The sequence below is a fragment of the Klebsiella sp. 28 genome (assembly GCF_018223905.1).
In the GTDB taxonomy this organism is placed as follows: domain Bacteria; phylum Pseudomonadota; class Gammaproteobacteria; order Enterobacterales; family Enterobacteriaceae; genus Klebsiella; species Klebsiella pneumoniae.
Map to the genome: position 1 here is coordinate 1 of NZ_JAGRQY010000150.1, position 22788 is coordinate 22788.

Annotated in this window: 17 protein-coding genes and 1 pseudogene; 11 read left to right on the forward strand and 7 right to left on the reverse strand. The window is 53.8% G+C overall.

The features are described from left to right. Positions 1–159: 159 nt before the first annotated feature. Positions 160–1434, forward strand: a complete 1275-nt coding sequence (locus KHQ28_RS22825) for a dicarboxylate/amino acid:cation symporter (RefSeq protein ID WP_032418658.1) — start codon at positions 160–162, stop codon at positions 1432–1434. Positions 1435–1707: 273 nt separating this feature from the next. Here the strand turns inward: KHQ28_RS22825 and KHQ28_RS22830 are convergent, their stop codons facing one another. The 5 genes from KHQ28_RS22830 to yegD form a co-directional block, all read right to left on the reverse strand. Next, positions 1708–2319, reverse strand: coding sequence for a response regulator transcription factor (locus tag KHQ28_RS22830; protein WP_009483956.1), 612 nt, complete (start codon positions 2317–2319; stop codon positions 1708–1710). A gap of 115 nt (positions 2320–2434) precedes the next feature. Next, positions 2435–2575, reverse strand: a complete 141-nt coding sequence (locus tag KHQ28_RS29525; RefSeq protein ID WP_004146563.1) for a small membrane protein — start codon at positions 2573–2575, stop codon at positions 2435–2437. A 237-nt stretch (positions 2576–2812) separates the two neighbouring features. After that, a complete protein-coding gene (locus KHQ28_RS22840) occupies positions 2813–3514 on the reverse strand; it encodes a response regulator transcription factor (protein WP_004151141.1) in 702 nt (233 codons plus the stop codon). A 14-nt stretch (positions 3515–3528) separates the two neighbouring features. After that, entirely contained in the window at positions 3529–5385 is a 1857-nt protein-coding gene (locus tag KHQ28_RS22845; protein WP_032419447.1) for a sensor histidine kinase, read from the reverse strand. 289 nt (positions 5386–5674) lie between these two features. Further along, complete coding sequence (gene yegD / locus KHQ28_RS22850; RefSeq protein ID WP_004151143.1) at positions 5675–7027, reverse strand: molecular chaperone; 1353 nt, start codon at positions 7025–7027, stop codon at positions 5675–5677. A gap of 137 nt (positions 7028–7164) precedes the next feature. Here yegD and alkA point away from each other — a divergent pair, with 137 nt between their 5' ends. The 4 genes from alkA to asmA all read left to right on the forward strand — a co-directional run bounded on the left by alkA (position 7165) and on the right by asmA (position 11319). Continuing rightward, positions 7165–8013 (forward strand): DNA-3-methyladenine glycosylase 2, encoded by an 849-nt coding sequence (gene alkA / locus KHQ28_RS22855; RefSeq protein WP_032418660.1) that lies wholly within the window; start codon positions 7165–7167, stop codon positions 8011–8013. A gap of 114 nt (positions 8014–8127) precedes the next feature. Further along, positions 8128–8769 carry a uridine kinase gene (gene udk, locus KHQ28_RS22860; RefSeq protein ID WP_002912442.1) on the forward strand — a complete coding sequence of 214 codons (642 nt, stop codon included), beginning with the start codon at positions 8128–8130 and terminating at the stop codon, positions 8767–8769. 90 nt (positions 8770–8859) lie between these two features. Continuing rightward, positions 8860–9441: a dCTP deaminase gene (gene dcd / locus KHQ28_RS22865; RefSeq protein WP_004151145.1), complete on the forward strand. Its 582-nt coding sequence runs from the start codon at positions 8860–8862 to the stop codon at positions 9439–9441. A gap of 30 nt (positions 9442–9471) precedes the next feature. Beyond that, positions 9472–11319, forward strand: coding sequence for an outer membrane assembly protein AsmA (gene asmA, locus KHQ28_RS22870; RefSeq protein ID WP_004180531.1), 1848 nt, complete (start codon positions 9472–9474; stop codon positions 11317–11319). Positions 11320–11958: 639 nt separating this feature from the next. Here the strand turns inward: asmA and KHQ28_RS22875 are convergent. Continuing rightward, positions 11959–13542, reverse strand: a complete 1584-nt coding sequence (locus KHQ28_RS22875) for a TerC family protein (protein ID WP_004151147.1) — start codon at positions 13540–13542, stop codon at positions 11959–11961. A gap of 759 nt (positions 13543–14301) precedes the next feature. On the opposite strand from KHQ28_RS22875, the pseudogene galF reads away from it, so the two are divergent. Beyond that, positions 14302–15230, forward strand: a pseudogene (galF, locus tag KHQ28_RS22880) (GalU regulator GalF). Between the two features lie 360 nt (positions 15231–15590). Beyond that, complete coding sequence (locus KHQ28_RS22885) at positions 15591–16220, forward strand: phosphatase PAP2 family protein (protein WP_032418662.1); 630 nt, start codon at positions 15591–15593, stop codon at positions 16218–16220. Positions 16221–16766: 546 nt separating this feature from the next. On the opposite strand, the gene KHQ28_RS22890 is transcribed toward KHQ28_RS22885, so the two are convergent. Continuing rightward, positions 16767–16889: a hypothetical protein gene (locus KHQ28_RS22890; RefSeq protein ID WP_020324291.1), complete on the reverse strand. Its 123-nt coding sequence runs from the start codon at positions 16887–16889 to the stop codon at positions 16767–16769. Positions 16890–17179: 290 nt separating this feature from the next. Here KHQ28_RS22890 and KHQ28_RS22895 point away from each other — a divergent pair, with 290 nt between their 5' ends. The 4 genes from KHQ28_RS22895 to KHQ28_RS22910 all read left to right on the forward strand — a co-directional run bounded on the left by KHQ28_RS22895 (position 17180) and on the right by KHQ28_RS22910 (position 22517). Next, complete coding sequence (locus tag KHQ28_RS22895) at positions 17180–18613, forward strand: capsule assembly Wzi family protein (protein ID WP_032418664.1); 1434 nt, start codon at positions 17180–17182, stop codon at positions 18611–18613. A gap of 144 nt (positions 18614–18757) precedes the next feature. Further along, positions 18758–19891 carry a polysaccharide export protein gene (locus KHQ28_RS22900; RefSeq protein WP_032418666.1) on the forward strand — a complete coding sequence of 378 codons (1134 nt, stop codon included), beginning with the start codon at positions 18758–18760 and terminating at the stop codon, positions 19889–19891. A gap of 5 nt (positions 19892–19896) precedes the next feature. Then, the gene (locus KHQ28_RS22905) at positions 19897–20334 is read left to right on the forward strand and encodes a protein-tyrosine-phosphatase (RefSeq protein WP_032419448.1); all 438 of its coding nucleotides are present in this window, start codon (positions 19897–19899) and stop codon (positions 20332–20334) included. A gap of 14 nt (positions 20335–20348) precedes the next feature. After that, positions 20349–22517 (forward strand): polysaccharide biosynthesis tyrosine autokinase, encoded by a 2169-nt coding sequence (locus KHQ28_RS22910; protein WP_032418667.1) that lies wholly within the window; start codon positions 20349–20351, stop codon positions 22515–22517. Positions 22518–22788: the final 271 nt, after the last annotated feature.

A 22788-nucleotide genomic window follows, 5' to 3' on the forward strand; every position in this document is an offset into this window, starting at 1 on the left:
ATTTACGGGGTGATATCAACTTTTAGTTTAAAAAAGTAAAAAATAGTTGTATCCGGGAGGGCTTTAATTAGATTTATGCGGTGAATAAATCAGTGCATTCTCATAATAATAACATATGCACTTAAAAATCAACGTGTTAAATAATCAGGGGTCATTGCTGTGGCAAACGCAAACAAACTCACGCTCTTCATCGTCATTTTTATGCTGATGGGGATCCTCTCCGGCGCGGCTATCCATGCCTACGCGACGCCGACCACCATCTCCGCCTGGGCGGACAACATTACGCTGCTGACCGATCTGTTTCTGCGGTTGATCAAAATGGTCATCGCGCCGTTGGTGTTCAGCACCCTGACGGTCGGCATTATGCGTCTCGGTGAGACGGCGACCATTGGCCGGGTAGGCGGGAAGGCGATGGTGTGGTTCATCACCTCCTCGGTATTATCCATTCTCGTCGGGCTGGTGATCGTCACCTTCCAGCACCCGGGCGCCGGGTTAAACCTGGCGGTGCCGAAAGAGGCGGTGGATACCGGCCTGGCGGTCAGCGGCATGAGCCTGAAAGGGTTCCTGTCGCACACCATCCCCACCAGCATCACCGAGGCGATGGCCAACAACGAGATCCTGCAGATCGTGGTGTTCTCGATGTTCTTCGGCATCGCCGGCGCGTCGCTGGGGGAGAAGTTTAATGCTCCGCTGGTGGCGGCCCTTAACGTGGTGTCGCACATTATGCTGAAGGTGACGGGCTATGTGATGTACGTTGCGCCGCTGGCCATCTTCGCCGCCATCTCGTCGGTGATTGCCTCCCAGGGGCTGGGGATCCTGCTCAACTATGCTTCGTTCATCGGCGGCTACTACCTGGCGGTGCTGTTGACCAGCTCGGTGCTGATTGCCGTCGGCTATATGGTGCTGAAAAAAGAGGTTTTCCGCCTGCTGAACATGCTGAAAGATCCGGTGCTGGTGGCCTTTACCACCAGCAGCTCGGAAGCGGCCTATCCGAAGACCCTCGAGCGACTGGTGAAGTTTGGCTGCTCGCGCAATATCGTCTCGTTCGTCCTGCCGATTGGCTACTCGTTCAACCTCGTTGGCTCGATGGTCTACTGCTCCTTCGCCGCGATGTTTATCGCCCAGGCCTATAACGTGCCGCTGAGCTTTAGCGAGATTACGGTCATGATGCTGACCCTGATGCTGGCCTCGAAAGGTATCGCCGGGGTGCCGCGTTCGGCGCTGGTGGTGCTGGCGGCGACGATCCCCAGCTTCAATATACCGGTCGCCGGGATCCTGCTGCTGATGGGTATCGACCATTTCCTCGACATGGGGCGCTCTGCCATCAACGTGCTGGGTAATGGCATCGCCACCGCGATGCTGTCGAAAAATGAAGGGTTACTGACCGACGAGGAAGCGCAGCCGGACTGGGAAGTGGAGAAAGCGGAAGCCTGATCCTGCCGCGCCCTTTCACTGAGGGCGCTATTCCACAAGGAAAAAAGGACCCCTGACAGGCACGTCAGGGGCAATGTGACGAAGTATCAGTTTTCCTCGTGTAGCGTGTTTTTTATTATATAAAGACGGGCGGTAACGTCTTTATACCGAGGAAGCGTCAGAGTTTAACATTATGTCCGCCAGCGCTGGATATTTTTTAGCATCCTGCGACTATTTTCGGATTTCCGACAATATAGCCAGGTCAATATCTTATTTTTTTGTGCTGCTGTTTGCCTACCAGCGCTCACGTAAAAGATTCATAAACTGGAAAAATTCATGATTATTATTCAGGCTGTATTTTTCCATGATCTTATTCTTATGATAGGCGGCGGTGCGGGGACTCACACGCTGCAGGGCGGCGATTTTACTCATATCCAGCCCTTCGAGAATACCGTGCACTACGGCGGTCTGCGATCGCGATAACACGCGATGCGGACAGCTGGCGCAGCTGAGTTCCCGGCCTGCGGCGTCGGTAGCCGTGGGGGTCATACAATGCTGGAGCTCGCTTTTAATGATCGTCAGCAATTGCGGAATACTGGCCGTTTTTAGCGAAACAAAAATGACCCCTTTCAGGCAGTTAATCATGAACTCATCTTCCGGCAGCTGGTCATAGCTATGGAGGATAATCAGCGAGCTTCCTCTTTTTCTGTTCTTAATCAGGGTATTACACAGGTATATTTCCCCGGGGATCACTTCGCAGATAATGATATCTTCAGCTGACAGATCGGTGTTACGCCAGGAAAAACGCGCCCGCAGATCGCCCCGGGTGAGGTCATTGACCATGGCCACCAGCGATTCACGGACAAAGGCGTTGCGGGTGTTGATGGTGACATTAATGTTTCTCATGGCGTTATTTCCTTACGCAAAACATAACGCCATGCTGTGACAAATCCTCCGGGCGTATGCGGTGTGTTGAAGATATAAAAGTACTTACAATAATTTTTTATTATTTTAAAGTGAATTATTTACGACGCATCGAACGCTTATCGTTAAAAGTAAATTTCTGCCGCCTCCTGTCTTTCAGATAGGAAATAAAACTGTATACAGAGATGCTGAAGAAAAAAATGCATAGCAATAAAACTAACCACGTTTGCATGGCCATCGTTTTTACCCTGATTGTGTTGCATGGTGTCAGAATTTGCCGCGAACGGCTAATACGTTTTGTTATATGCTTTTCTGTCCCGTGAAAATCTTACGCCATCATCCTGATGTGCTAGCACTATAAGAAAGTTCTTAAGGTCATCGTCAGTCTCATTCCTCTCATTTCTCTCAGAAAATGAGAAAAATTAACACTTACGAGTTTTTTATATCCCGCGCGGCCGCCGACGCGCCCCGTCGTTCAGGAAATAAAGGCCAGTCCCTTACCAAAGATTGCGCGAACGGGCAGGTGGATCCCCTGCTGGCGTGCCTTGTGACGCAGGCGGCTAACCACCACGTCGATCCGGTGCAGGTCAGGCTCGCTTTCATGGGAAAACAGGCAGGCATGGAGATCCAGTTTGCTGCACACTTCGTTGCGATTGCGCATCAGGAGCTCCACCAGGCGATATTCCTGCTGGGTTAACTCCAGCGTCCGGGCGTCGGGTGAAATCAGTTTATCCTCTTGCAGACGCCAGCTGCCGGGGGAGACGGCCGGCGGCGTGCCGATCGCCTCCGCAGGCGGAGCCGCCGGACGGTCCTGGCGCAGGCGCGCGCCGAGGGCGGTGAGGGTCTCGGCAAGATGGGCGAAGTTTACCGGTTTGATCAGATAGGCATCGGCCCCAAGGCTCAGCGCCTGCAGTTTATCCTGCTGCTGACCGCGGGCGCTGACCACCACCAGACCGTAGTGCCCCAGCTCATGCAGATAGTTCAGTACGCTGAAGCCATCCTCGCCGGGCAGGCCGATATCAACCAGCACGATATCCACCGGATGGCTGTGCAGTTGCCGCCAGAAGGCTTCGGCGCTGCGCGTCCCCCACACCTCGAAGCCGCGATAGCCCAGCCAGGCCAGCAGTTCATCCAGCAGATCGGCGTTATCTTCAATTATCGCCAGCCGTAAAGCCATACGTCGTTCTCCTCTTAAGCAACCGTGGGGAGGGTGAGAATAAAGGTGCAGCCGTCCGGGCCATGCTCGGCCAGCCACAGTTTGCCATCATGAGCCTGCACTATCTGACGCGCAACATACAGTCCGAGACCGGTGCCGCCTGGCACCGGCGATGTGTGCTCGCCGCGGCGGTAGCGCTCAAAGATCAGTTCCGCCTGTCCGGCGGGGAGTCCCGGGCCGTGGTCGCGAATGCGCAGCTCCGTTTGCCCGGCATCGGAATGAATATCGATGGCGATTTCACCGGGGGGCGAATACTTGACGGCGTTATCCAGCAGATTAGCGATGGCGATGCACAGCAGGCCGGCATCGGCCTGCAGCTGCGGGCTTTCCACCGCGCCGTGCTGGCGGATGTTCAGGTAGTGATCATGGGAGATGGCCACCACCGAGGCGGCCATGTTGATTACCGTCAGCAGGGCGGTCTGCTGGCGCTCGACGTGCAGATCGTGGGAGGCGAGCCGGGCGTCGGCAAGGCAGTTATCGGTGAGCTGCACCAGGCGGGTGGCGGCGCGGCCGATGCGATCGAAGCGCGCCTCCTGGCTGGTCGAGGCCGCCGAGAGGCGAAGATTCTCCAGCGCCGCCTGGATCACCGCCAGCGGGGTGCGGAATTCGTGCGCCACCATGCCCATAAACTGCCGCTGGTGGAAGCTGGCTTCACGCTCAATCTGCAGTTCGCGCGCCAGGCGCTGCTTCTGCTCCAGCTGGCGGTTTTCAGCACGCACTCGCAGGATGGCAATGATCAGCACCGTAATGATATGGACGATCAGCGCGTACTGCCAGAGGGAATAGATCGCCATATGGAACGGGATAATCCCATGGATCGACAACTGCACCAGCACCGCGGCGACGACATAGAACGGCGGCAGCAGACCCAGCAGCAGGGTGGTACGGTCGATAGCTTTTTTGCGCCACAGCCACCAGGAGGTGAACAGCAGCACCGGGGTGATAATGATGAATACTACCCCTTCAATCTGCATCGCGAAGCCGTAAAACCCGAGCGGAATACTGACCTGCAGTACCAGGTTGAGTATCACGGCGGCGATCAGCAGCTGATGAAGTCGCGGCATATTCTTCTTCAGATCAAAAATCTCGCTATGCAGCCAGAGGGCGGTGGCATAGCTGAACAGCGAGAGGCTACTGATCATAAAATCCTGGAAGGGCAGCGCGGCGTGGCCGAAGAACCACTCCGGGAAGCCGTGCAGAGCGGCCACCAGCGGATAATTGAGCGAGAAAAGACAGATGCCCCACAGCAGACGCCGGCGCAGCGCCAGCGCCAGCCACAGCGCCACGCCGCTGGCGACAGCGGCCAGGCCGAAATAGAAGCTCCAGAACGCGGTGTCGGCGGTCGCCCGCTGTACAAATTCCTGCGGCGAAGAGAGCGAGGCCAGCAGGATCAGAGTGCTGGTGCTCTGCAGGCGAAAGACCACCTCATAGCCGGCGGCGGTCGGCGGCGGGGGGAGGATCAGCACGCTTTCGCGGTAGTGCAGGTCGCTCTCGCGGGCGCCGTCGCGGTCGCCAAAGGTGCGCTGTGCCCAGGGGGCATCGCTGCCCAGAGGCCGGTAGTAAATAGTCAGATGGTCGACAAAAGAGGGGCCCAGCTGCAGCCAGCGCGGCTCCCCGGCAAACCACGTTCCCGGCAGTTCGCTGCGCAGCCACCAGGTTTTTCGCGAATAACCAAAGGAGGGGATCTGCCGGGTGGTGGCGAGCTGGTCTGTGGGCAGGGCGGCGAAGCGATCGAGGGTCATCTGGCCGCTGGCGTCCGCGTACCACTGGACCGGAATATCAATGCCCACCTGGCGCGTCGCCGCCTGCGCCTGTGGGGCGACCAGCAGCAAGAATAATCCACAGCTGAGCAGCCAGCCTGCCAGGAACTGCGGCCGGCAACGCCGGACCGCTGCGAAGATCGCAGACACCCTTTTCAATCACGCCCCCTTGCGGCAAGCCAACGATACAGACCGCAGACATCTGGCTACGGTATGGATAATACGCCCCCTGAAATGGGGAAGAGTGGACAGGCCTGTCCGGACGAACAGGCCATTTTGCGTGGGAGACCAGGAATATTCCAGCGTAATCTGCAGCGCCAGGATCAGGACAGACCTGCTGCGCGGCAGCGCCGGGCGAGGGCTAGCGGAAAACCACCTGCGCCCAGCGGGCCAGCCCGGCGGTCACCGAGCCAAAATCATCGCCGCCGGCCAGCGGAATACCCGGCAGCTGAGCGGCCAGCGCCTTTTTGATCAGCGGCGAACGGGCGCTGCCGCCGGTAAGATAGATCACATCCGGGGTGGTCTGGCTGCTGTCGAGCGCGAGCCGCACCTGTTCCATAATGCGGGTCAGGGGCTGATCCAGCGCGGCTTCCAGACCCTGCTGGGCGATGGCGGTGGCCAGATCGTCCTGAATAAACGGCAGCGCGGTTTCGACGCTGGCGGCGCTGGAGAGGGCGATTTTGCTCTCTTCGGCGCTGCGCACCAGACGATAGCTGAGACGCTGGCGCCAGACCTTCAGCAGCAGAGCCACCTTGTCGGCATCCCGGGCGCTGCGCAGCAGATCGTTCAGCAGGCGGCCGTTGGCGGTGCTGTAGAAATCGCTCTGCGCCGGCACGTCGTTGATCGCCACCGCGTTCCACCACGGGAGGATCGGCAGCGCGGTGCCTTTCTCCGTTTCGCCACCCATGCCGAGGAGGGGCATCAGGCATTTGAAGGCCAGGGCAATGTCGAGATCGTTACCGCCGATGCGGCAGCCGCTGTGGCCGAGCAGGCTCTGCTGGCGGTCGGCGCGCTCCCGCCACTGCGGGCCCATCAGCAGCAGGGAGCAGTCGGTGGTCCCGCCGCCGATATCGACGACCAGCACCCGCTTTTCTTCACTGAGGGTCGCTTCGAAATCGAGCCCGGCGGCCACCGGTTCAAACTGAAAGACCACATCGCGGAAACCGGCTCGGTGGGCGGCCCGCTCAAGGATCCCCTGCGCCTGGGCGTTCGCCTCATCGCCGCCTAGGCCCTGGAAGTTAATCGGTCGGCCAATCACCGCCTGGTCGATCTGCTCGGGCAGCTGGCTTTCGGCCTGCAGCTTGATATGCAGCATCATGGCGCAGACCAGGTCTTCAAACAGGGCCACCTGCTGCGGCTTCAGCCCGCTGGCGCCGAGGAAGGATTTGGGCGATTTAACGAAGTAGACCTCTTCCGGATCTTCAACATACTGCTGCAGCGAGGCGAGACCGAACTGCACGCTGTTGCGCAGCACCTCGATATCTTCGTCGCGGTTGGCTGCAATGGCCCGACGCAGCAGCGCCTGGTTTTCGTCGCTGTGGGTGGGGACATCATGATGGCGATAGAGCCACTCGCTGACCGCTTCGCGCGTCGGCGCGCAGAGCATGGAGGGCAACAGGGCGCTGCCGTTTTCCAGCGTTAACAGCTGGGGGGTATTTTCCCGCATCACGGCCACCGAACAGTTGGCGGTGCCGTAGTCAAAACCAATAAACATCGTCTGCAAAATCCCCATGCCGGTGAAGAAGGGGGGCGACTTTAGCGGATCGTCGCCATGCCGACAACCGGAATTTAAAAGCAAGGCGCTGATGGTCAAGGGCGACTATCATTGAAACGCTATATAAAGGAGAGCTTATGGTGCTGTTACCCTGGACCCCGCCCTATGACTGGGCGTGGATGGTTGGTTTTCTGCAGGCGCGCGCGGTCGCCGGCGTCGAGCGTTTTCACGATGGGGGCTACAGCCGCAGCTTTGGCGTGGAAGGCCACCGCGGGCTGATTCATCTGGCGCCGGACGAAGAGGCGCAGGGCCTGCGGGTGACCCTTTCCCCCGGGCTGCAGCCGGTGGCGGAGATCTGCTATGCGCGAATTGGCCAGCTGTTTGATTTAGCCTGCGACCCGCGGCAGGTCGCTCGCACGCTGGGCGACCTGCCGCAGGCGCGGCCGGGGCTGCGCCTGCCGGGGGCGCTGGATGCCTTCGAGCAGGCGGTGCGCGCGGTGCTGGGCCAGCTGGTGAGCGTGGCGATGGCCGCCCGGCTCACCGCCAAAGTGGCGGCTGGCTGGGGCGAACCGCTGGCGGAGGCGCCTGGATATGTCTTGTTCCCGACGCCAGAGGCGCTGTCCCGTGCCGATCCGCAGGCGCTGAAGGCGCTGGGGATGCCGCTGCGACGCGCGGAGGCGCTGATCCACCTCGCCCGGGCGGCGCTCAACGGCGAGCTGCCCCTGACGGCGCCGGCGGATATTGACGCCGGGCTGCGTCAACTGCAGACCCTGCCCGGGATTGGCCGCTGGACGGCAAACTACTTTGCCCTGCGCGGCTGGCAGGCGAAAGATGTCTTTTTGCCGGATGATTACCTGATTAAACAGCGCTTTCCGGGAATGACCCCGGCCGCCATCGCCCGCTATGCCCGCCGCTGGCAGCCGATGCGATCCTACGCGCTGTTGCATATCTGGTATACCGATGACTGGGCGCCGGCGGCGGAATAGCCGCCCGGGGCGCATACCACTGGTATCGGGACGCTGAAATCCCTATAATTGCCGCGTTTGGCGGTCCGCCGCCACCCTCCATCTCTATCCAGGTTAATCAGGTCGCAAAAATTTATGACTGATATGTCCCATCAGTGCGTCATTGTAGGCATCGCCGGCGCATCGGCTTCTGGCAAAAGTCTTATCGCCAGTACTCTCTATCGCGAATTGCGTGAACAAGTTGGCGACGAACATATTGGCGTCATTCCGGAAGACAGCTATTACAAAGATCAAAGCCATCTGTCGATGGAAGAGCGCGTCAAAACCAACTATGACCACCCGAGCTCAATGGACCACAGTCTGTTGTTCCAGCATTTGCAGATGCTGAAAAGCGGCCAGCCGATTGAACTGCCGGTCTATAGCTACGTCGAGCATACCCGCACGCCGAACACCATTCACGTCGAGCCGAAGAAGGTGATTATCCTTGAAGGGATCCTGCTGCTGACCGATGCGCGCCTGCGTAACGAGCTCAACTTCTCTATTTTCGTCGACACCCCTCTCGATATTTGCCTGATGCGCCGTATTAAGCGCGACGTTAACGAGCGCGGCCGCTCCATGGACTCGGTGATGGCCCAGTATCAGAAAACCGTGCGCCCGATGTTCCTGCAGTTTATTGAACCGTCGAAGCAGTATGCCGACATCATCGTGCCGCGCGGCGGCAAAAACCGCATCGCTATTGATATTCTGAAGGCCAAAATCAGTCAGTTCTTTGAATAACCTGGCCGAATTGTGTAACGTGCAAAGAGTAGCCCTGTTGCCCTCTCCGCCGCGAAGCGTGCGGGAAGCAGCCTTATAAGGAGAAAGCCCATGCGTCTGTGTGACCGAGATATCGAAGCCTGGTTGGATGAAGGGCGACTCGCCATCAATCCGCGTCCGCCCGTTGAGCGTATTAATGGCGCGACGGTTGATGTACGGCTGGGTAATAAATTTCGCACCTTCCGTGGCCACACGGCGCCGTTTATCGATTTAAGCGGCCCGAAGGCCGAGGTCAGCGCCGCGCTGGACCGGGTGATGAGCGAAGAGATCGTCCTGCCGGAAGGGGAGGCCTTTTTCCTGCATCCGGGCGAACTGGCGCTGGCGGTGACCTACGAGTCTGTCACCCTGCCTGCCGACCTGGTAGGCTGGCTGGACGGACGCTCCTCGCTGGCGCGCCTGGGGCTGATGGTGCACGTTACCGCGCACCGTATCGATCCAGGCTGGTCCGGCTGCATCGTGCTTGAGTTTTACAACTCCGGTAAGCTGCCGCTGGCGCTGCGCCCGGGGATGCCCATCGGCGCGCTGAGCTTTGAACCGTTATCGGGCCCGGCGGCCCGGCCGTATAACCGCCGTGAAGACGCCAAATATCGCGACCAGCAGGGCGCGGTGGCGAGCCGAATCGACAAGGATTGATAACGTCAACGGGGTGTTGCTGAGGGTGCCATGAGACGAATACTGACAACGCTGATGATCCTGCTGGCGGTCATAGTCGCCGGGCTTACCTCGTTGGTATTGCTGGTCAATCCCAACGATTTTCGCGCCTATATGGTGCATGAGGTGGCAGAGCGCAGCGGTTATCAGCTTGACCTTGATGGCCCGCTGCGCTGGCACGTCTGGCCGCAGCTCAGCATTCTCAGCGGACGGATGACGCTGACCGCCCGAGGCGCCGAAGAGCCGGTGATCCGCGCCGACAATATGCGCCTCGACGTGGCGCTGCTGCCGCTGCTCTCGCATCAGCTGCAGGTTAAGCAGGTGATGCTCAAGGGCGCGGTGATCCAGCTGACCCCGAAAACCGAGGCGGTTCGCGACAGCTCAGCGCCGGTGGTGCCGCATGACAACACCCTGCCGCTGGCCCCGGAGGATCGCGGATGGTCCTACGATGTGCGTCAGCTGCAGGTGGCCGACAGCGTGCTCTTCTTCCAGCATGAGAACGGCGAGCAGGTGACCGTGCGCGATATCCGTCTGCAGATGGAGCAGGATGAGAATCACCGGGCCACCGTGGATTTCTCCGGCCGGGTGAACCGCGACCAGCGCGACCTGGCGCTGAACTTCTCCGCCACCGTGCAGGGCGGCGATTATCCGCACTCCTTAAAAGCCGACTTTACCCAGCTTAGCTGGCAGTTGCGCGGCGCCGAGCTCCCACCGGACGGCATTAATGGTCAGGGGAGTCTGCAGGCCAGCTGGCAGGAAGATGACAAGACCCTGCGTTTTGACAACCTGAATCTGATGGCTAACCGCAGCACCGTTACCGGCAGCGGCAGCGTGGTGCTGGGGGATCGCCCGGACTGGTCGCTGGATTTGCACGCCACCACTCTCGATCTCGATAGTCTGCTGGCGCAAAGGTCGCCGGCGACGGACAGTAGCGCCAGTCAGCAGGGCCAGAGTCAGACGCGACCGCTGCGCCCGGTGATCGCCGACAGCGATGAGCGCGAAGATTACCAGAGCCTGCGCGGCTTCAACGGCCGAATGGCCCTGAGCGCCGACCAGCTGCAGTGGCGCGGTCTGAACTTTACCCAGGTGCAGAGCGAAATCAGCAACCAGCAGGGGCTGCTGACGGTCAGCAAAATGCAGGGCAATCTTGATGGCGGGCAGCTCTCTCTCCCTGGCACCCTGGATGCCCGCGGCGACACGCCGCTGGCGACGTTCCAGCCGGCGCTGCAGAATGTGGAGATCGGTTCGCTGATCAAGGCCTTTAACTATTCCTTAAACCTGACCGGCAAGCTGTCGCTGAGCGGCGAATTTTCCGGAACGCGCATTGACGCCGATGATTTCCGTCGCCACTGGCAGGGACAGGCTCAGCTCCAGATGGCCGATACCCGCACCGAAGGGCTGAACTTCCAGCAGCTGGTGCAGCAGGCCGTGGAGCGCAGCACCAACGTGCGGGCGCAGGAAAATTACGACAATGCCACCCGCCTGGATTCCGTGAGCAGCCGGCTGACGCTGGATAACGGGCTGGTGACGCTGAACCGCCTGCAGGGGCAGTCCGACGTGATGGCGATGACCGGCGAAGGACAGCTCGATCTGCAGAAAGAGAACTGCGATATGCGCTTCAACGTGCGCGTGCTCGGCGGCTGGAAAGGGGAGGGCAAGCTTATCGACCGCCTGAAACAGACCGCTATCCCGCTGCGCATCTACGGCGAGTGGCAGTCGCTGAGCTACAGTCTGCAGGTCGACCAGATCCTGCGCAAACAGCTGCAGGATGAAGCGAAGCAGCGCCTCAACGACTGGGTTGAGCGTAATAAAGGCAGCAAAGACGGCAACGATGCCAAAAAGCTGCTCGATAAGCTGTAATTCCCACCCCCGCGGCCCGGAAGTTTCCGGGCTGCGTGCTTATCGTCAACGTCTGATGTCACGATGATGCCGGGTGGCGGCTGCGCCTGACCCGGCCTGGGATGTGCGCAATATCATCCGTTTGCGTCGCCACTTAATGTAGGCCTGATAAGCGCAGCGCCATCAGGCAGTGTGGCGGCTACGCCTGACCCGGCCTGGATTATACGGTGGGTGTGATACCCCGATTAGTTCGCCATCCCGTAGGCCTGATAAGCGAAGCGCCATCAGGCAGTGTGGCGGCTGCGTCTGACCCGGCCTGGATTATACGGTGGGTGTGATACCCCGATTAGTTCGCCATCCCGTAGGCCTGATAAGCGAAGCGCCATCAGGCAGTGTGGCGGCTACGCCTGACCCGGCCTGGATTATACGGTGGGTGTCACCCCCCGATTAGTTCGCCATCCCGTAGGCCTGATAAGCGAAGTGCCATCAGGCAGTGTGGCAGCTACGCCTGACCCGGCCTGGATTATATGGAGGGTGCCATACCCCGATTAGTTCGCCATTCCGTAGGCCTGATAAGCGAAGCGCCATCAGGCATTAAACAGGATATCTGGCTATCAATTTTACGGCCCGGGATACCCCGGGCCGTTTTATGCCTGACGATTACACCTCATAATCCAGCTCATCCTGCTTTACCGGCGGGACGATCTGCACCTTCTGCACCCGATGGCTGTCGACCTGCAGCGTGCGCAGCGTATAACCGTCAATCTCAATGGTTTCCCCCACCTGCGGCACATGCTGCAAATACTCCATCAACAGACCGGCAACGGTGTGATACTCACGTTTATCATCCAGCGGCAGCGGAACGTACTGCACAAGGTCCTCCAGCGGCATATGGCCATTGACCGTCCACGAACCGTCCTGATGATGCTGAATATCGTGCCGGGCATCGATCTCCTCCACCTCATTGGGCAGATTACCGGCGATGGTCTCCATCACGTCGCTGAGGGTCACAATCCCCTCGACGGAGCCAAACTCATCGACCACAAAGGCAAAATGGGTGCGGGCCTGGCGGAACTGCTCGAGCGCCGAGAGGAGCGGCAGACCCTCCGGGAAGACCAGCGGTTGACGCACCAGCGCCTGCAGATCCAGCGGCTCCTGGCGCAGGGACTGCTGGAGCAGGTCAATAACATGCACCACCCCCAGCAGATCTTCATTATCTTTCCCGCCGGTGACCACCAGACGGGTATGCTGATTTTTCTCCACCAGGCTGCGGATCTCTTCCTCCGGCGCGCTAAGGTTGATGCGCTCGATATCATGGCGCGACGTCATAATACTGCTGACGCTGCGCTGATTAAGGTTCAGCACCCGCTCAATCATCAGTCGTTCCTGCGGATTAAACAGTGGATGTTGATCCTGATCGGCGACCAGCGACGCCGTGTCAGCATCCAGTTCAGCTTTTTCTTTCTGCCCGCTCAGCAAATTCATCACCGCTTCGGTAGTGCGCTGACGCAGCGTCATATTGGCGGAGAGGAAGCGACGGCGGTTAAACTGCGCCAGCTGGTTAAGCGCTTCAATCATGACCGAGAAGCCAATGGCCGCATATAAATAGCCTTTCGGAATGATAAAGCTGAAGCCTTCAGCAATCAGACTGAAGCCGATCATCAGCAGGAAGCTCAGACAGAGGATCACGATGGTCGGGTGGCTGTTAACGAAGCGCGTCAGCGCCTTGCTGGCCATCAGCATCAGACTGATGGCGATAACCACGGCGGCCATCATCACCGCAAGGTGATCAACCATGCCGACGGCAGTGATCACCGAGTCGAGTGAGAAGATGGCGTCGAGCACCACGATCTGCGCCACGACGGCCCAGAATTTCGCCCCTTTGCGCTGGGTGGGGTTATCGCTGTCTTTCCCCTCCAGCCGCTCATTAAGCTCGACGGTCGCTTTAAACAGCAGAAACAGGCCGCCAAACAGCATAATCAAATCGCGGGCGCTAAAGCTGAAGTCGTGAAAAACAATCAGCGGTTTGGTCAGGGTGACCAGCCAGGAGATAGAGGCCAGCAGCAGAAGACGCATGACCATCGCCAGCATCAGGCCAGTGATCCGCGCGCGGTCGCGCTGGGCGGGAGGGAGTTTCTCGGCGAGGATAGCGATAAAGACCAGGTTATCGATACCCAACACCAGTTCGATAACCACCAGCGTGACGAGACCTGCCCAGATTGACGGATCGGCAATCCATTCCATATGTATTAAAACCTGTACGACTGCGGTATGTGTTACCACGATCATGGATAAGATGAGTCTAAAATGCAATAACGACGCGGATATCGCCCTGCCGTGGGTGGATATATTTCCAGCGGATTAAGCGAACCGATAAGAATTATGTTCCGGAAAAGAACAGTGAAAAAATAACACCATGGCGGCGACCATGGAATAAGCTTGCCGATATCAGAACTTTTTCCGCTGCGTTTCAGCGAGGGCGGCAAAAGGCCTTCCTCCCGCGGTTCGTCACGGCGAGCGCGGATGCGCAGAGCAGAAGCGAAGCGCGAAGCCCGCTCACAAAACCGGCATAATTCATATTATGAAGTGAGTGCAGAATAGGGCGGATCGCAGTTCACCGTCGCGGATTCAGGCTAATATGTCGTCATATCCGGCTGTTTATGCTGAAATATATTGCCTGGCGAAATTTATTATCTCTATCTATTCTTTCCAGGCATACGCGCGGCGCGGCGGGGCCGGCGGCCAACAGACCCCGATAGACGGGCCTCTCAGCCACATCGCGCGGCGCAAAGGAACGAGCCGCTGAATAACCTGAACGAAAATAAGATTATTCTCACTTCTGACTGTTGGTAAAAGGGAGTTGTGTGTATTCTTTTACGTGACAGTGAATTTAAGAATTTGGCGGGCAGATGCCCGGGCAGTATCCGTGTATTATCAGTTCCAATGGATTTGTGACATGTACAATTTTGCAAAACCGCGTGTTTTGCAACCAAACAGGTGAAGATGAATATGGCGAATTTGAAAGCGGTTATTCCGGTCGCAGGACTAGGCATGCATATGCTGCCGGCCACAAAGGCAATTCCAAAGGAGATGCTGCCGATCGTTGATAAGCCAATGATTCAGTACATCGTTGACGAAATCGTCGCCGCCGGGATCAAAGAGATTGTTCTGGTGACGCACTCCTCGAAGAACGCGGTGGAAAACCACTTCGACACCTCCTACGAGCTGGAAGCCCTGCTGGAACAGCGCGTGAAGCGCCAGCTGCTGGCGGAAGTGCAGGCCATTTGCCCGCCGGGCGTGACCATCATGAACGTGCGTCAGGCGCAGCCGCTGGGCCTGGGCCACTCCATCCTCTGCGCCCGCCCGGTAGTCGGCGACAACCCGTTTGTGGTGGTCCTGCCGGATATCATCCTTGACGGCGGCACCGCTGACCCGCTGCGCTATAACCTCGCCGCTATGATCGCCCGCTTTAACGAGACCGGCCGCAGCCAGGTGCTGGCGAAACGCATGCCGGGCGATCTCTCCGAATACTCCGTCATCCAGACCAAAGAGCCGATGGTGGCTGAAGGCCAGGTGGCGCGTATCGTCGAGTTTATTGAAAAACCGGACGAGCCGCAGACTCTGGACTCCGATCTGATGGCGGTGGGGCGCTATGTGCTGTCGGCGGATATCTGGGCCGAACTGGAACGTACCGAGCCGGGCGCATGGGGCCGTATCCAGCTGACCGACGCCATTGCCGAACTGGCGAAGAAGCAGTCCGTCGACGCGATGCTGATGACCGGCGAAAGCTACGACTGCGGGAAGAAAATGGGCTACATGCAGGCCTTCGTCACCTACGGGATGCGTAACCTGAAAGAAGGCGCCAAATTCCGCGAAAGCATTAAAAAACTGCTGGCCTGAGCGCCAGCGTAGTGCCGGGGGGCAGGGCGTGAACATTCGTCCTGCCGCTCATAACGTTATGCAGAAATTATTCATAATGTGAATGTTATAACGATTGTAAAGAAACGTATGGCTTCGGAGACTTCTGGTAGTTTGTCTCTGGCCTATGTGGTGCAATGGTCGGAGTAGCGGCAATAATGCTTTATGAATAGTCACTTAGTGCGACAATTCCTAAAGCGCAGGGAAAGCGGTCAACGTCAGCCAAAAATAAAACTTGACTGCGATCATGTTTCCGCTTTAAACATCTCACTTGCATGCATAAAAATGTGAAATGAATTGGCATGCGAGCTGGTACAGACATTACGGATAATCCCTGAGCACGGCAGTGGACATCATCGAAGGATCACAGGTATATGAACTGGCAACTCATCTCATTTTTTGGCGATAGCACCGTTTTACTGCCCAGCGCAGCGGCGCTGTTTATTGTCCTGATGCTGCGTAAAACGTCGCGGTTGCTGGCGTGGCAGTGGGGTTTGCTGTTCGGTATCACCGGCGCTATCGTCTGCGCCTCCAAACTGGCCTTTATGGGCTGGGGTCTGGGTATTCGGGAGCTGGATTACACCGGCTTCAGCGGCCACTCCGCGCTCTCCGCGGCCTTCTGGCCTATCTTCCTGTGGCTGCTCAGCGCCCGTTTCTCCGTCGGTCTGCGTAAAGCGGCCGTTATTACCGGCTATGTTCTGGCCGCCGTGGTGGGCTATTCGCGGCTGGTCATCCATGCGCATTCCGTCTCGGAAGTGATTGCCGGCCTGCTGCTGGGCGCTGCTGGCAGCGCTTTGTTCCTGGTGTTGCAAAAACGTACCTCTGATCCGGAAAGCGTGAATATCTCATGGGGCGGTGTCGCATGCCTGGTGATGGTTCCACTTATCCTTTTACATAGCGGTAGCAAAGCGCCGACTCAGTCCCTGCTGGGACAAATCGCCACCGCGGTGGGGCCGCTGGATAAACCCTTTACGCGTACCGATCTGCACAAGCAGGTCTGGTAATCGCCATTTGTTTTACAGGGGAAATTAAGTTTTCGCCGGTTAATTAGACAAATAAGAAAATAATCTACTATATATCCGGTAATTGATAATTCATATTTATGAAATAATGAAGTGCTACTACATTGTTATTGAATATTTGCCTGGATATAGCTTTGATCAGACGTTTCTTAAATGCGCTGAGACGTTACCTGATGCACATCCAATGAATATCCAGACACAGGAAACTATTAGAAATTGTAGTTGACTATAACGCCATCATCTGATTTTTGCATGATGATGAGCTATGGAAAAAGACGCTTTTTTACAGTCAGTTAGCTGCATGTGTGATGTTGTAGCAGTACCGGGAAGATTTCTAACCCTGGAAATCAGTGAATAATCTTAATTGGTGACCCGCTTATTTTTTGTCAGTAGAACGACAGGCGGCATCAATTGGCAGATATTCGGTAACAACACTCCCAATTGTGACCGAAATCCCGTAAACTTAACGCCGCCAAAAATAATGGCCTGACCAATTATTCATCCACAGGTTGATAAAAATTAAGTCGTTCAGGTAGTCAGTGCGCTGGTAGCTGTTAAGCCAGGGGCGGTAGCGTCGCTGAAGCCGCTTGCTGCTGCACAGAGGTTCTCTTCAACGGCTGTAAATATCGACCCGGTCAGGATGATCATCATCAATAGATATCTATCAATTTTCTACGGATATCCTCAGAAGTTGGCCAGGAGCGGCTGCTGATATCGCCTGGAGATTAACTTTCCTGTCTCATCCATAGCCTGTAGGGTAAAATTCGCCTACATTGTGAGCTGAGTGGATGTTATAAGGCTAACAAGCAGCTTAGGGTAAATGTACTTGCCTCGCCGGTGTTGCACAGCGAAGTCAGCTGGTGCCGCGAGCGCTTTCTATCTTGGTATTCCCCTCATTCTCATTGAGATACGACAGCGGGGCTGAAAATGGATCTTGTACAATGATAAAAATTGCGCGCATTGCCGCGACGTTGGGTTTGCTTTCCTCCCTGGGAGCCCAGGCTTACGCGGCCGGGTTAGTGGTAAATGACAACGACTTGCGTAACGACCTGGCCTGGCTTTCCGATCGCGGGGTCATCCATCTGAGCCTGTCGACCTGGCCGCTGAGCCAGGAAGAGATCTCCCGGGCGCTAAAAAAGGCCAAACCGTCCTATTCTTCTGAACAAGTGGTGCTGGCGCGTATTAACCAGCGACTGTCTGCCTTAAAAGCGGATTTCCGGGTTACCGGCTACACTTCAACCGATCAGCCGGGCACTCCGCAGGGGTTTGGTCAGACACAGCCGGCAGATAACTCGTTAGGCCTGGCGTTCAACAACAGCGGCGAGTGGTGGGATGTGCACCTGCAGGGTAACGTTGAAGGTGATGAGCGCATCAGCAACGGTTCACGTTTTAATGCTAACGGCGCCTATGGTGCGGTTAAGTTCTGGAACCAGTGGCTCTCATTTGGTCAGATGCCGGAGTGGTGGGGGCCGGGTTATGAAGGCAGCCTGATCCGCGGTGATGCGATGCGGCCAATGACCGGTTTCCTGATGCAGCGCGCCGAGCAGGCGGCGCCAGAGACCTGGTGGTTGCGCTGGGTGGGGCCATGGCAGTATCAGATTTCAGCCAGTCAGATGAATCAATATACCGCGGTACCCCATGCCAAAATTATCGGCGGTCGTTTCACTTTCTCACCATTCCAGTCTTTAGAATTGGGTGCGTCGCGTATTATGCAGTGGGGCGGGGAAGGGCGACCACAATCATTCAGTAGCTTCTGGGATGGCTTTACAGGGAAAGACAATACCGGAACGGATAACGAGCCGGGGAACCAGCTGGCCGGATTTGACTTTAAATTCAAATTGGAGCCGACCCTGGGCTGGCCGGTGAGCTTCTACGGACAAATGATCGGCGAAGATGAGTCTGGTTATTTACCATCGGCCAACATGTTCCTGGGAGGAGTGGAAGGGCACCACGGCTGGGGTAAAGATGCGGTGAACTGGTACGTTGAGGCGCACGATACAAGATCTAACATGAGCCGCACTGATTACATTTATACGCATCACATCTACAAGGATGGTTACTACCAACAGGGGTATCCGCTGGGGGATGCGATGGGCGGAGATGGTCAACTCATTGCCGGGAAGGTTGAGCTGATTACTGAAGATAACCAGCGCTGGAGTACGCGCATCGTTTACGCCAAGGTTAACCCGGAGAACCAGTCGATCAACAAAGCATTCCCACATGCCGATACCTTGAAAGGTGTACAGCTAGGCTGGAGCGGGGATGTCTATCAGTCGGTTCGACTGAACACTTCTTTATGGTATACCAACGCTGACAACAGCGACAGAGATGACGTTGGGGCCAGCGCAGGGATAGAGATACCGTTTAGTTTATAAGGCTGAATGCTGAAACAGGGGAGAGAGGGTGGTAGCGCTGCAGGACGCAGTCAGCTTTTATCTCTCCATAGGCCGGCAGGGAAGCAACGGCTATGACAGCTGCTCAGGAATTGGCAAATTTTGATTTACTGATGATGTGACATTATGAAGAAAAAAATTGTTAGATTTTCGGCATTAGCGTTGGCTATTGGGTTTTTATCGGGTTGTACAATTATCCCTGGTCAGGGATTAAATAGTCTGCGCAAGAACGTGGTTGAACTCCCAGATAGTGATTACGATTTGGATAAGTTGGTCAATGTATATCCGATGACACCAGGATTGATTGATCAACTTCGCCCAGAAACCGTTCTGGCTCGTCCCAATCCGCAACTGGATAACTTACTCCGTAGTTATGAATATCGCATTGGAGTTGGCGATGTGTTGATGGTTACGGTATGGGATCACCCGGAATTGACTACTCCGGCCGGGCAATACCGTAGTGCCAGCGACACCGGTAACTGGGTTAACTCCGATGGCACGATTTTCTATCCCTATATTGGTAAACTGCAGGTTGCTGGGAAAACCATCAGTCAGGTGCGTCAGGATATCGCTAGCCGCTTGACAACTTATATTGAAAGCCCACAAGTTGATGTCAGTATTGCTGCATTTAGATCGCAAAAAACCTACGTAACAGGAGAAGTAGTTAAATCTGGTCAGCAGCCTATCACAAATATTCCACTTACCGTAATGGACGCTATTAATAATGCTGGTGGATTGGCTCCTGATGCCGATTGGCGCAATGTTGTTCTAACGCATAATGGAAAAGACACTAAAATTTCACTATACGCGTTAATGCAAAAAGGAGATTTATCTCAAAACCATCTCTTATATCCTGGCGATATTTTGTTTGTACCTCGCAACGATGATCTGAAAGTATTTGTTATGGGCGAAGTTGTTAAGCAAGCCACTATGAAGATGGACCGCAGTGGCATGACTTTAGCTGAAGCATTGGGTAACGCTGAAGGTATCTCACAAGAAATGAGTGATGCCACAGGCGTATTTGTTATTAGACAGTTGAAAGATGACAAGCAAGGAAAAATTGCAAATATTTATCAGTTAAATGCACAAGATGCCTCTGCTATGGTATTAGGTACAGAATTTCAATTACAGCCTTATGATATTGTTTATGTAACAACTGCTCCATTGGTTCGTTGGAATCGTGTAATATCACAGCTAGTGCCAACGATCACTGGTGTACATGACATGACAGAGACTGGTAAGTTTATTCGAACTTGGTGATGGCTATGCTTAATTCTATCCTAGTTGTATGTACGGGTAATATATGTCGCTCGCCAATAGCAGAGCGATTTCTGCGACAGGGACTTCCTAATATGAAAATTGATTCCGCAGGGACCGGCGCTTTAATTGGTCATGAGGCGGATGAAAGTGCTGTAAAAATAGCTGCATTTCACGGTCTTTCACTTGACGGACATAAAGGGCAGCAATTTACTTCATCATTGGGCCGTCATTATGACTTAATATTGGTCATGGAAAAGAAACATTTAGAGCAAATCAGCCAGATTTCACCAGAAGCTCGTGGGAAGACGATGTTGTTTGGGCATTGGTTAGGCTCTCGTGATATACCAGATCCTTACCATAAAAGTGAAGAGGCATTTTCTTCTGTTTATCAATTGATAGAGCAATCTGGGCTACGTTGGATTGAGAAAATAGGCGCTAAATAATCAGGAATCAAAGCATGTCTTCAGTAAATAATAAGCTAATAACAAACGACGCAGATGAGATCGATTTAGGTCGATTATTAGGCGAGCTTGTTGACCATCGAAAACTCATTATTGCAGTAACTTCTTTATTTACATTGTGTGCGCTCATATATGCTCTTTTTGCCACACCAATTTATCAAGCTGATGCATTGATCCAAGTCGAGCAAAAACAGGCTAATGCTATATTAAGTAATTTATCTCAAATGCTGCCTGATAGCCAACCTCAGTCAGAACCAGAAATTGCTTTACTAAAATCTAGGATGATCTTAGGAAAAACAGTTGATGATCTCAATCTTCAAGCTGTGATTAAGCCTAAGTATTTCCCAATTTTTGGCCGAGGCTGGCAACGTTTATCGGGCAAGAAAGATGGTGAACTTGTAGTGTCGAGGCTCTATCTTCCGACAAGTGAAGATATCGATGTTCCAAAAGTGGAATTAACCGTTAAAGATAATGAACATTTTGTTGTTAAAGGTGATGACTTTACTTTTAATGGTAAAGTTGGTGAACTGCTGGATGATAAAGGAATATCAATAAAAGTTGATAAAATAGATGCTGAACCAGGTTCAAAGTTTACGATATCTTATATAACACGGCTCGAAGCAATTACAAAATTACAAGAAGTTCTTTCTGTAGCAGACCAAGGGAAAGATACTGGAATATTAGTATTATCGATAACAGGTGATAATCCTGAATTGATAACTAATATTATAGATAGTATAAGCAACAATTATTTATCTCAAAATATTGCACGTCAAGCTGCTCAAGATGCAAAAAGCTTAGAGTTTTTGAGCAATCAACTACCGAAAGTAAGAAATGATCTTGATGTTGCAGAAGATAAGCTTAATGAGTATCGGCGTAAAAATGATTCCGTAGATTTGTCGCTGGAGGCCAAATCTGTATTAGAGCAAATTGTAAATGTTGATAATCAGTTAAATGATTTGACATTCAGAGAGTCTGAGATCTCTCAGTTATATACGAAAGAGCACCCAAACTATAAGGCATTAATGGAAAAAAGAAAAACTCTTCAGGAAGAAAAAGCTAAATTAAACAAACGAGTTTCAGTAATGCCTGAAACACAGCAAGAAATATTGCGTTTGAGTCGAGATGTTGAATCTGGTAGAGCAGTCTACATGCAATTACTCAATCGACAACAGGAGCTCAATATTGCCAAGTCGAGTGCGATTGGTAATGTAAGAATCATTGACAACGCGGTAGCTCAGACAAAACCAGTAAAGCCTAAAAAAATTGTGATAATACTTATTGGATTCATATTCGGTAGCGTTGTTGCAATAGGTATAGTTCTTTTACGAGTGTTCTTACGTCGTGGAATCGAGTCACCAGAACAATTAGAGGAATTAGGTATCAATGTATATGCAAGTATACCTGTCTCTGAAGCTTTTGCGAATAATGCAGTCAAAAAGGCTAGCTGGAAAAATAAAAATTACGATATTAAGCAGGCATTTTTAGCAGTGGAGAATCCAGCAGATTTAGCAATTGAAGCTATTCGCGGCTTACGAACAAGCTTGCATTTTGCGATGATGGAATCTAGGAATAATATCCTTATGATATCAGGCGCAAGTCCAAATGCTGGTAAAACATTTGTTAGCACTAACTTAGCAGCTGTTATTGCTCAAAGTGGGAAAAAAGTGCTATTTATTGATACTGATATGCGTAAGGGTTATACGCATAATCTATTTAATGTTGAGAATACAAAAGGCTTATCTGATATATTATCTGGTAAAATGACTGTAGAAAGAGCTATTCAACCTCTTAGCATGGCAGGATTTGATTTTATAGCTAGGGGTGCTGTTCCTCCTAACCCTGCAGAACTTTTAATGCATAAGAATTTCGACGCACTTCTTTCGTGGGCTAGCCAGAATTATGAGATCGTTGTATTAGATACGCCGCCAATATTAGCGGTTACGGATGCCGCAATCATAGGTAATTATGTTGGCACTACGTTACTTGTTGCTAGGTTTGAACAGAATACAGCAAAAGAAATTGAAGTGAGCGTCAGACGATTTGAACAAAGTGGTGTTATTGTTAAGGGATGTATCTTGAACGGTATAATAAAGAAAGCAAGTAGTTATTATAGTTATGGCTATAATCATTACGGATATACCTATACTGATAATAAAAAATAATGAGTTCACCGCAGCGTTTCTTTACAAATGCGCTGCGGATTCATGTTAGCTAATGGATCGGTTAATTTTATGGTTAAGAGTATAGGCTATTTTAATCATAAAAATAGCATGATTTATTTAGATTAAATGCAATATTGATATTATGATTTCTTCAGGTTAATGACATGCTTATATTCACATTGCTTCTTTTTTCATTAATAATCAATATATTGACGCCAGTTGTGTTATTGTCAAAATATAAAAAGATAACTTTGTATTTTTTGTTTTTTTA

Excerpts from the sequence above, each read along its gene's own strand:
- KHQ28_RS22890 (WP_020324291.1), bottom strand. The coding sequence starts at position 16,889 with ATGATGATCATCCTGACCGGGTCGATATTTACAGCCGTTGAAGAGAAC.
- KHQ28_RS29525 (WP_004146563.1), bottom strand. The coding sequence starts at position 2,575 with ATGGCCATGCAAACGTGGTTAGTTTTATTGCTATGCATTTTTTTCTTC.
- alkA (WP_032418660.1), top strand. The coding sequence starts at position 7,165 with ATGGTGCTGTTACCCTGGACCCCGCCCTATGACTGGGCGTGGATGGTT.
- asmA (WP_004180531.1), top strand. The coding sequence starts at position 9,472 with ATGAGACGAATACTGACAACGCTGATGATCCTGCTGGCGGTCATAGTC.
- KHQ28_RS22900 (WP_032418666.1), top strand. The coding sequence starts at position 18,758 with ATGAAGAAAAAAATTGTTAGATTTTCGGCATTAGCGTTGGCTATTGGG.
- KHQ28_RS22905 (WP_032419448.1), top strand. The coding sequence starts at position 19,897 with ATGCTTAATTCTATCCTAGTTGTATGTACGGGTAATATATGTCGCTCG.
- KHQ28_RS22830 (WP_009483956.1), bottom strand. The coding sequence starts at position 2,319 with ATGAGAAACATTAATGTCACCATCAACACCCGCAACGCCTTTGTCCGT.
- KHQ28_RS22840 (WP_004151141.1), bottom strand. The coding sequence starts at position 3,514 with ATGGCTTTACGGCTGGCGATAATTGAAGATAACGCCGATCTGCTGGAT.
- dcd (WP_004151145.1), top strand. The coding sequence starts at position 8,860 with ATGCGTCTGTGTGACCGAGATATCGAAGCCTGGTTGGATGAAGGGCGA.
- udk (WP_002912442.1), top strand. The coding sequence starts at position 8,128 with ATGACTGATATGTCCCATCAGTGCGTCATTGTAGGCATCGCCGGCGCA.
- KHQ28_RS22910 (WP_032418667.1), top strand. The coding sequence starts at position 20,349 with ATGTCTTCAGTAAATAATAAGCTAATAACAAACGACGCAGATGAGATC.
- yegD (WP_004151143.1), bottom strand. The coding sequence starts at position 7,027 with ATGTTTATTGGTTTTGACTACGGCACCGCCAACTGTTCGGTGGCCGTG.
- KHQ28_RS22895 (WP_032418664.1), top strand. The coding sequence starts at position 17,180 with ATGATAAAAATTGCGCGCATTGCCGCGACGTTGGGTTTGCTTTCCTCC.
- KHQ28_RS22875 (WP_004151147.1), bottom strand. The coding sequence starts at position 13,542 with ATGGAATGGATTGCCGATCCGTCAATCTGGGCAGGTCTCGTCACGCTG.
- KHQ28_RS22885 (WP_032418662.1), top strand. The coding sequence starts at position 15,591 with ATGAACTGGCAACTCATCTCATTTTTTGGCGATAGCACCGTTTTACTG.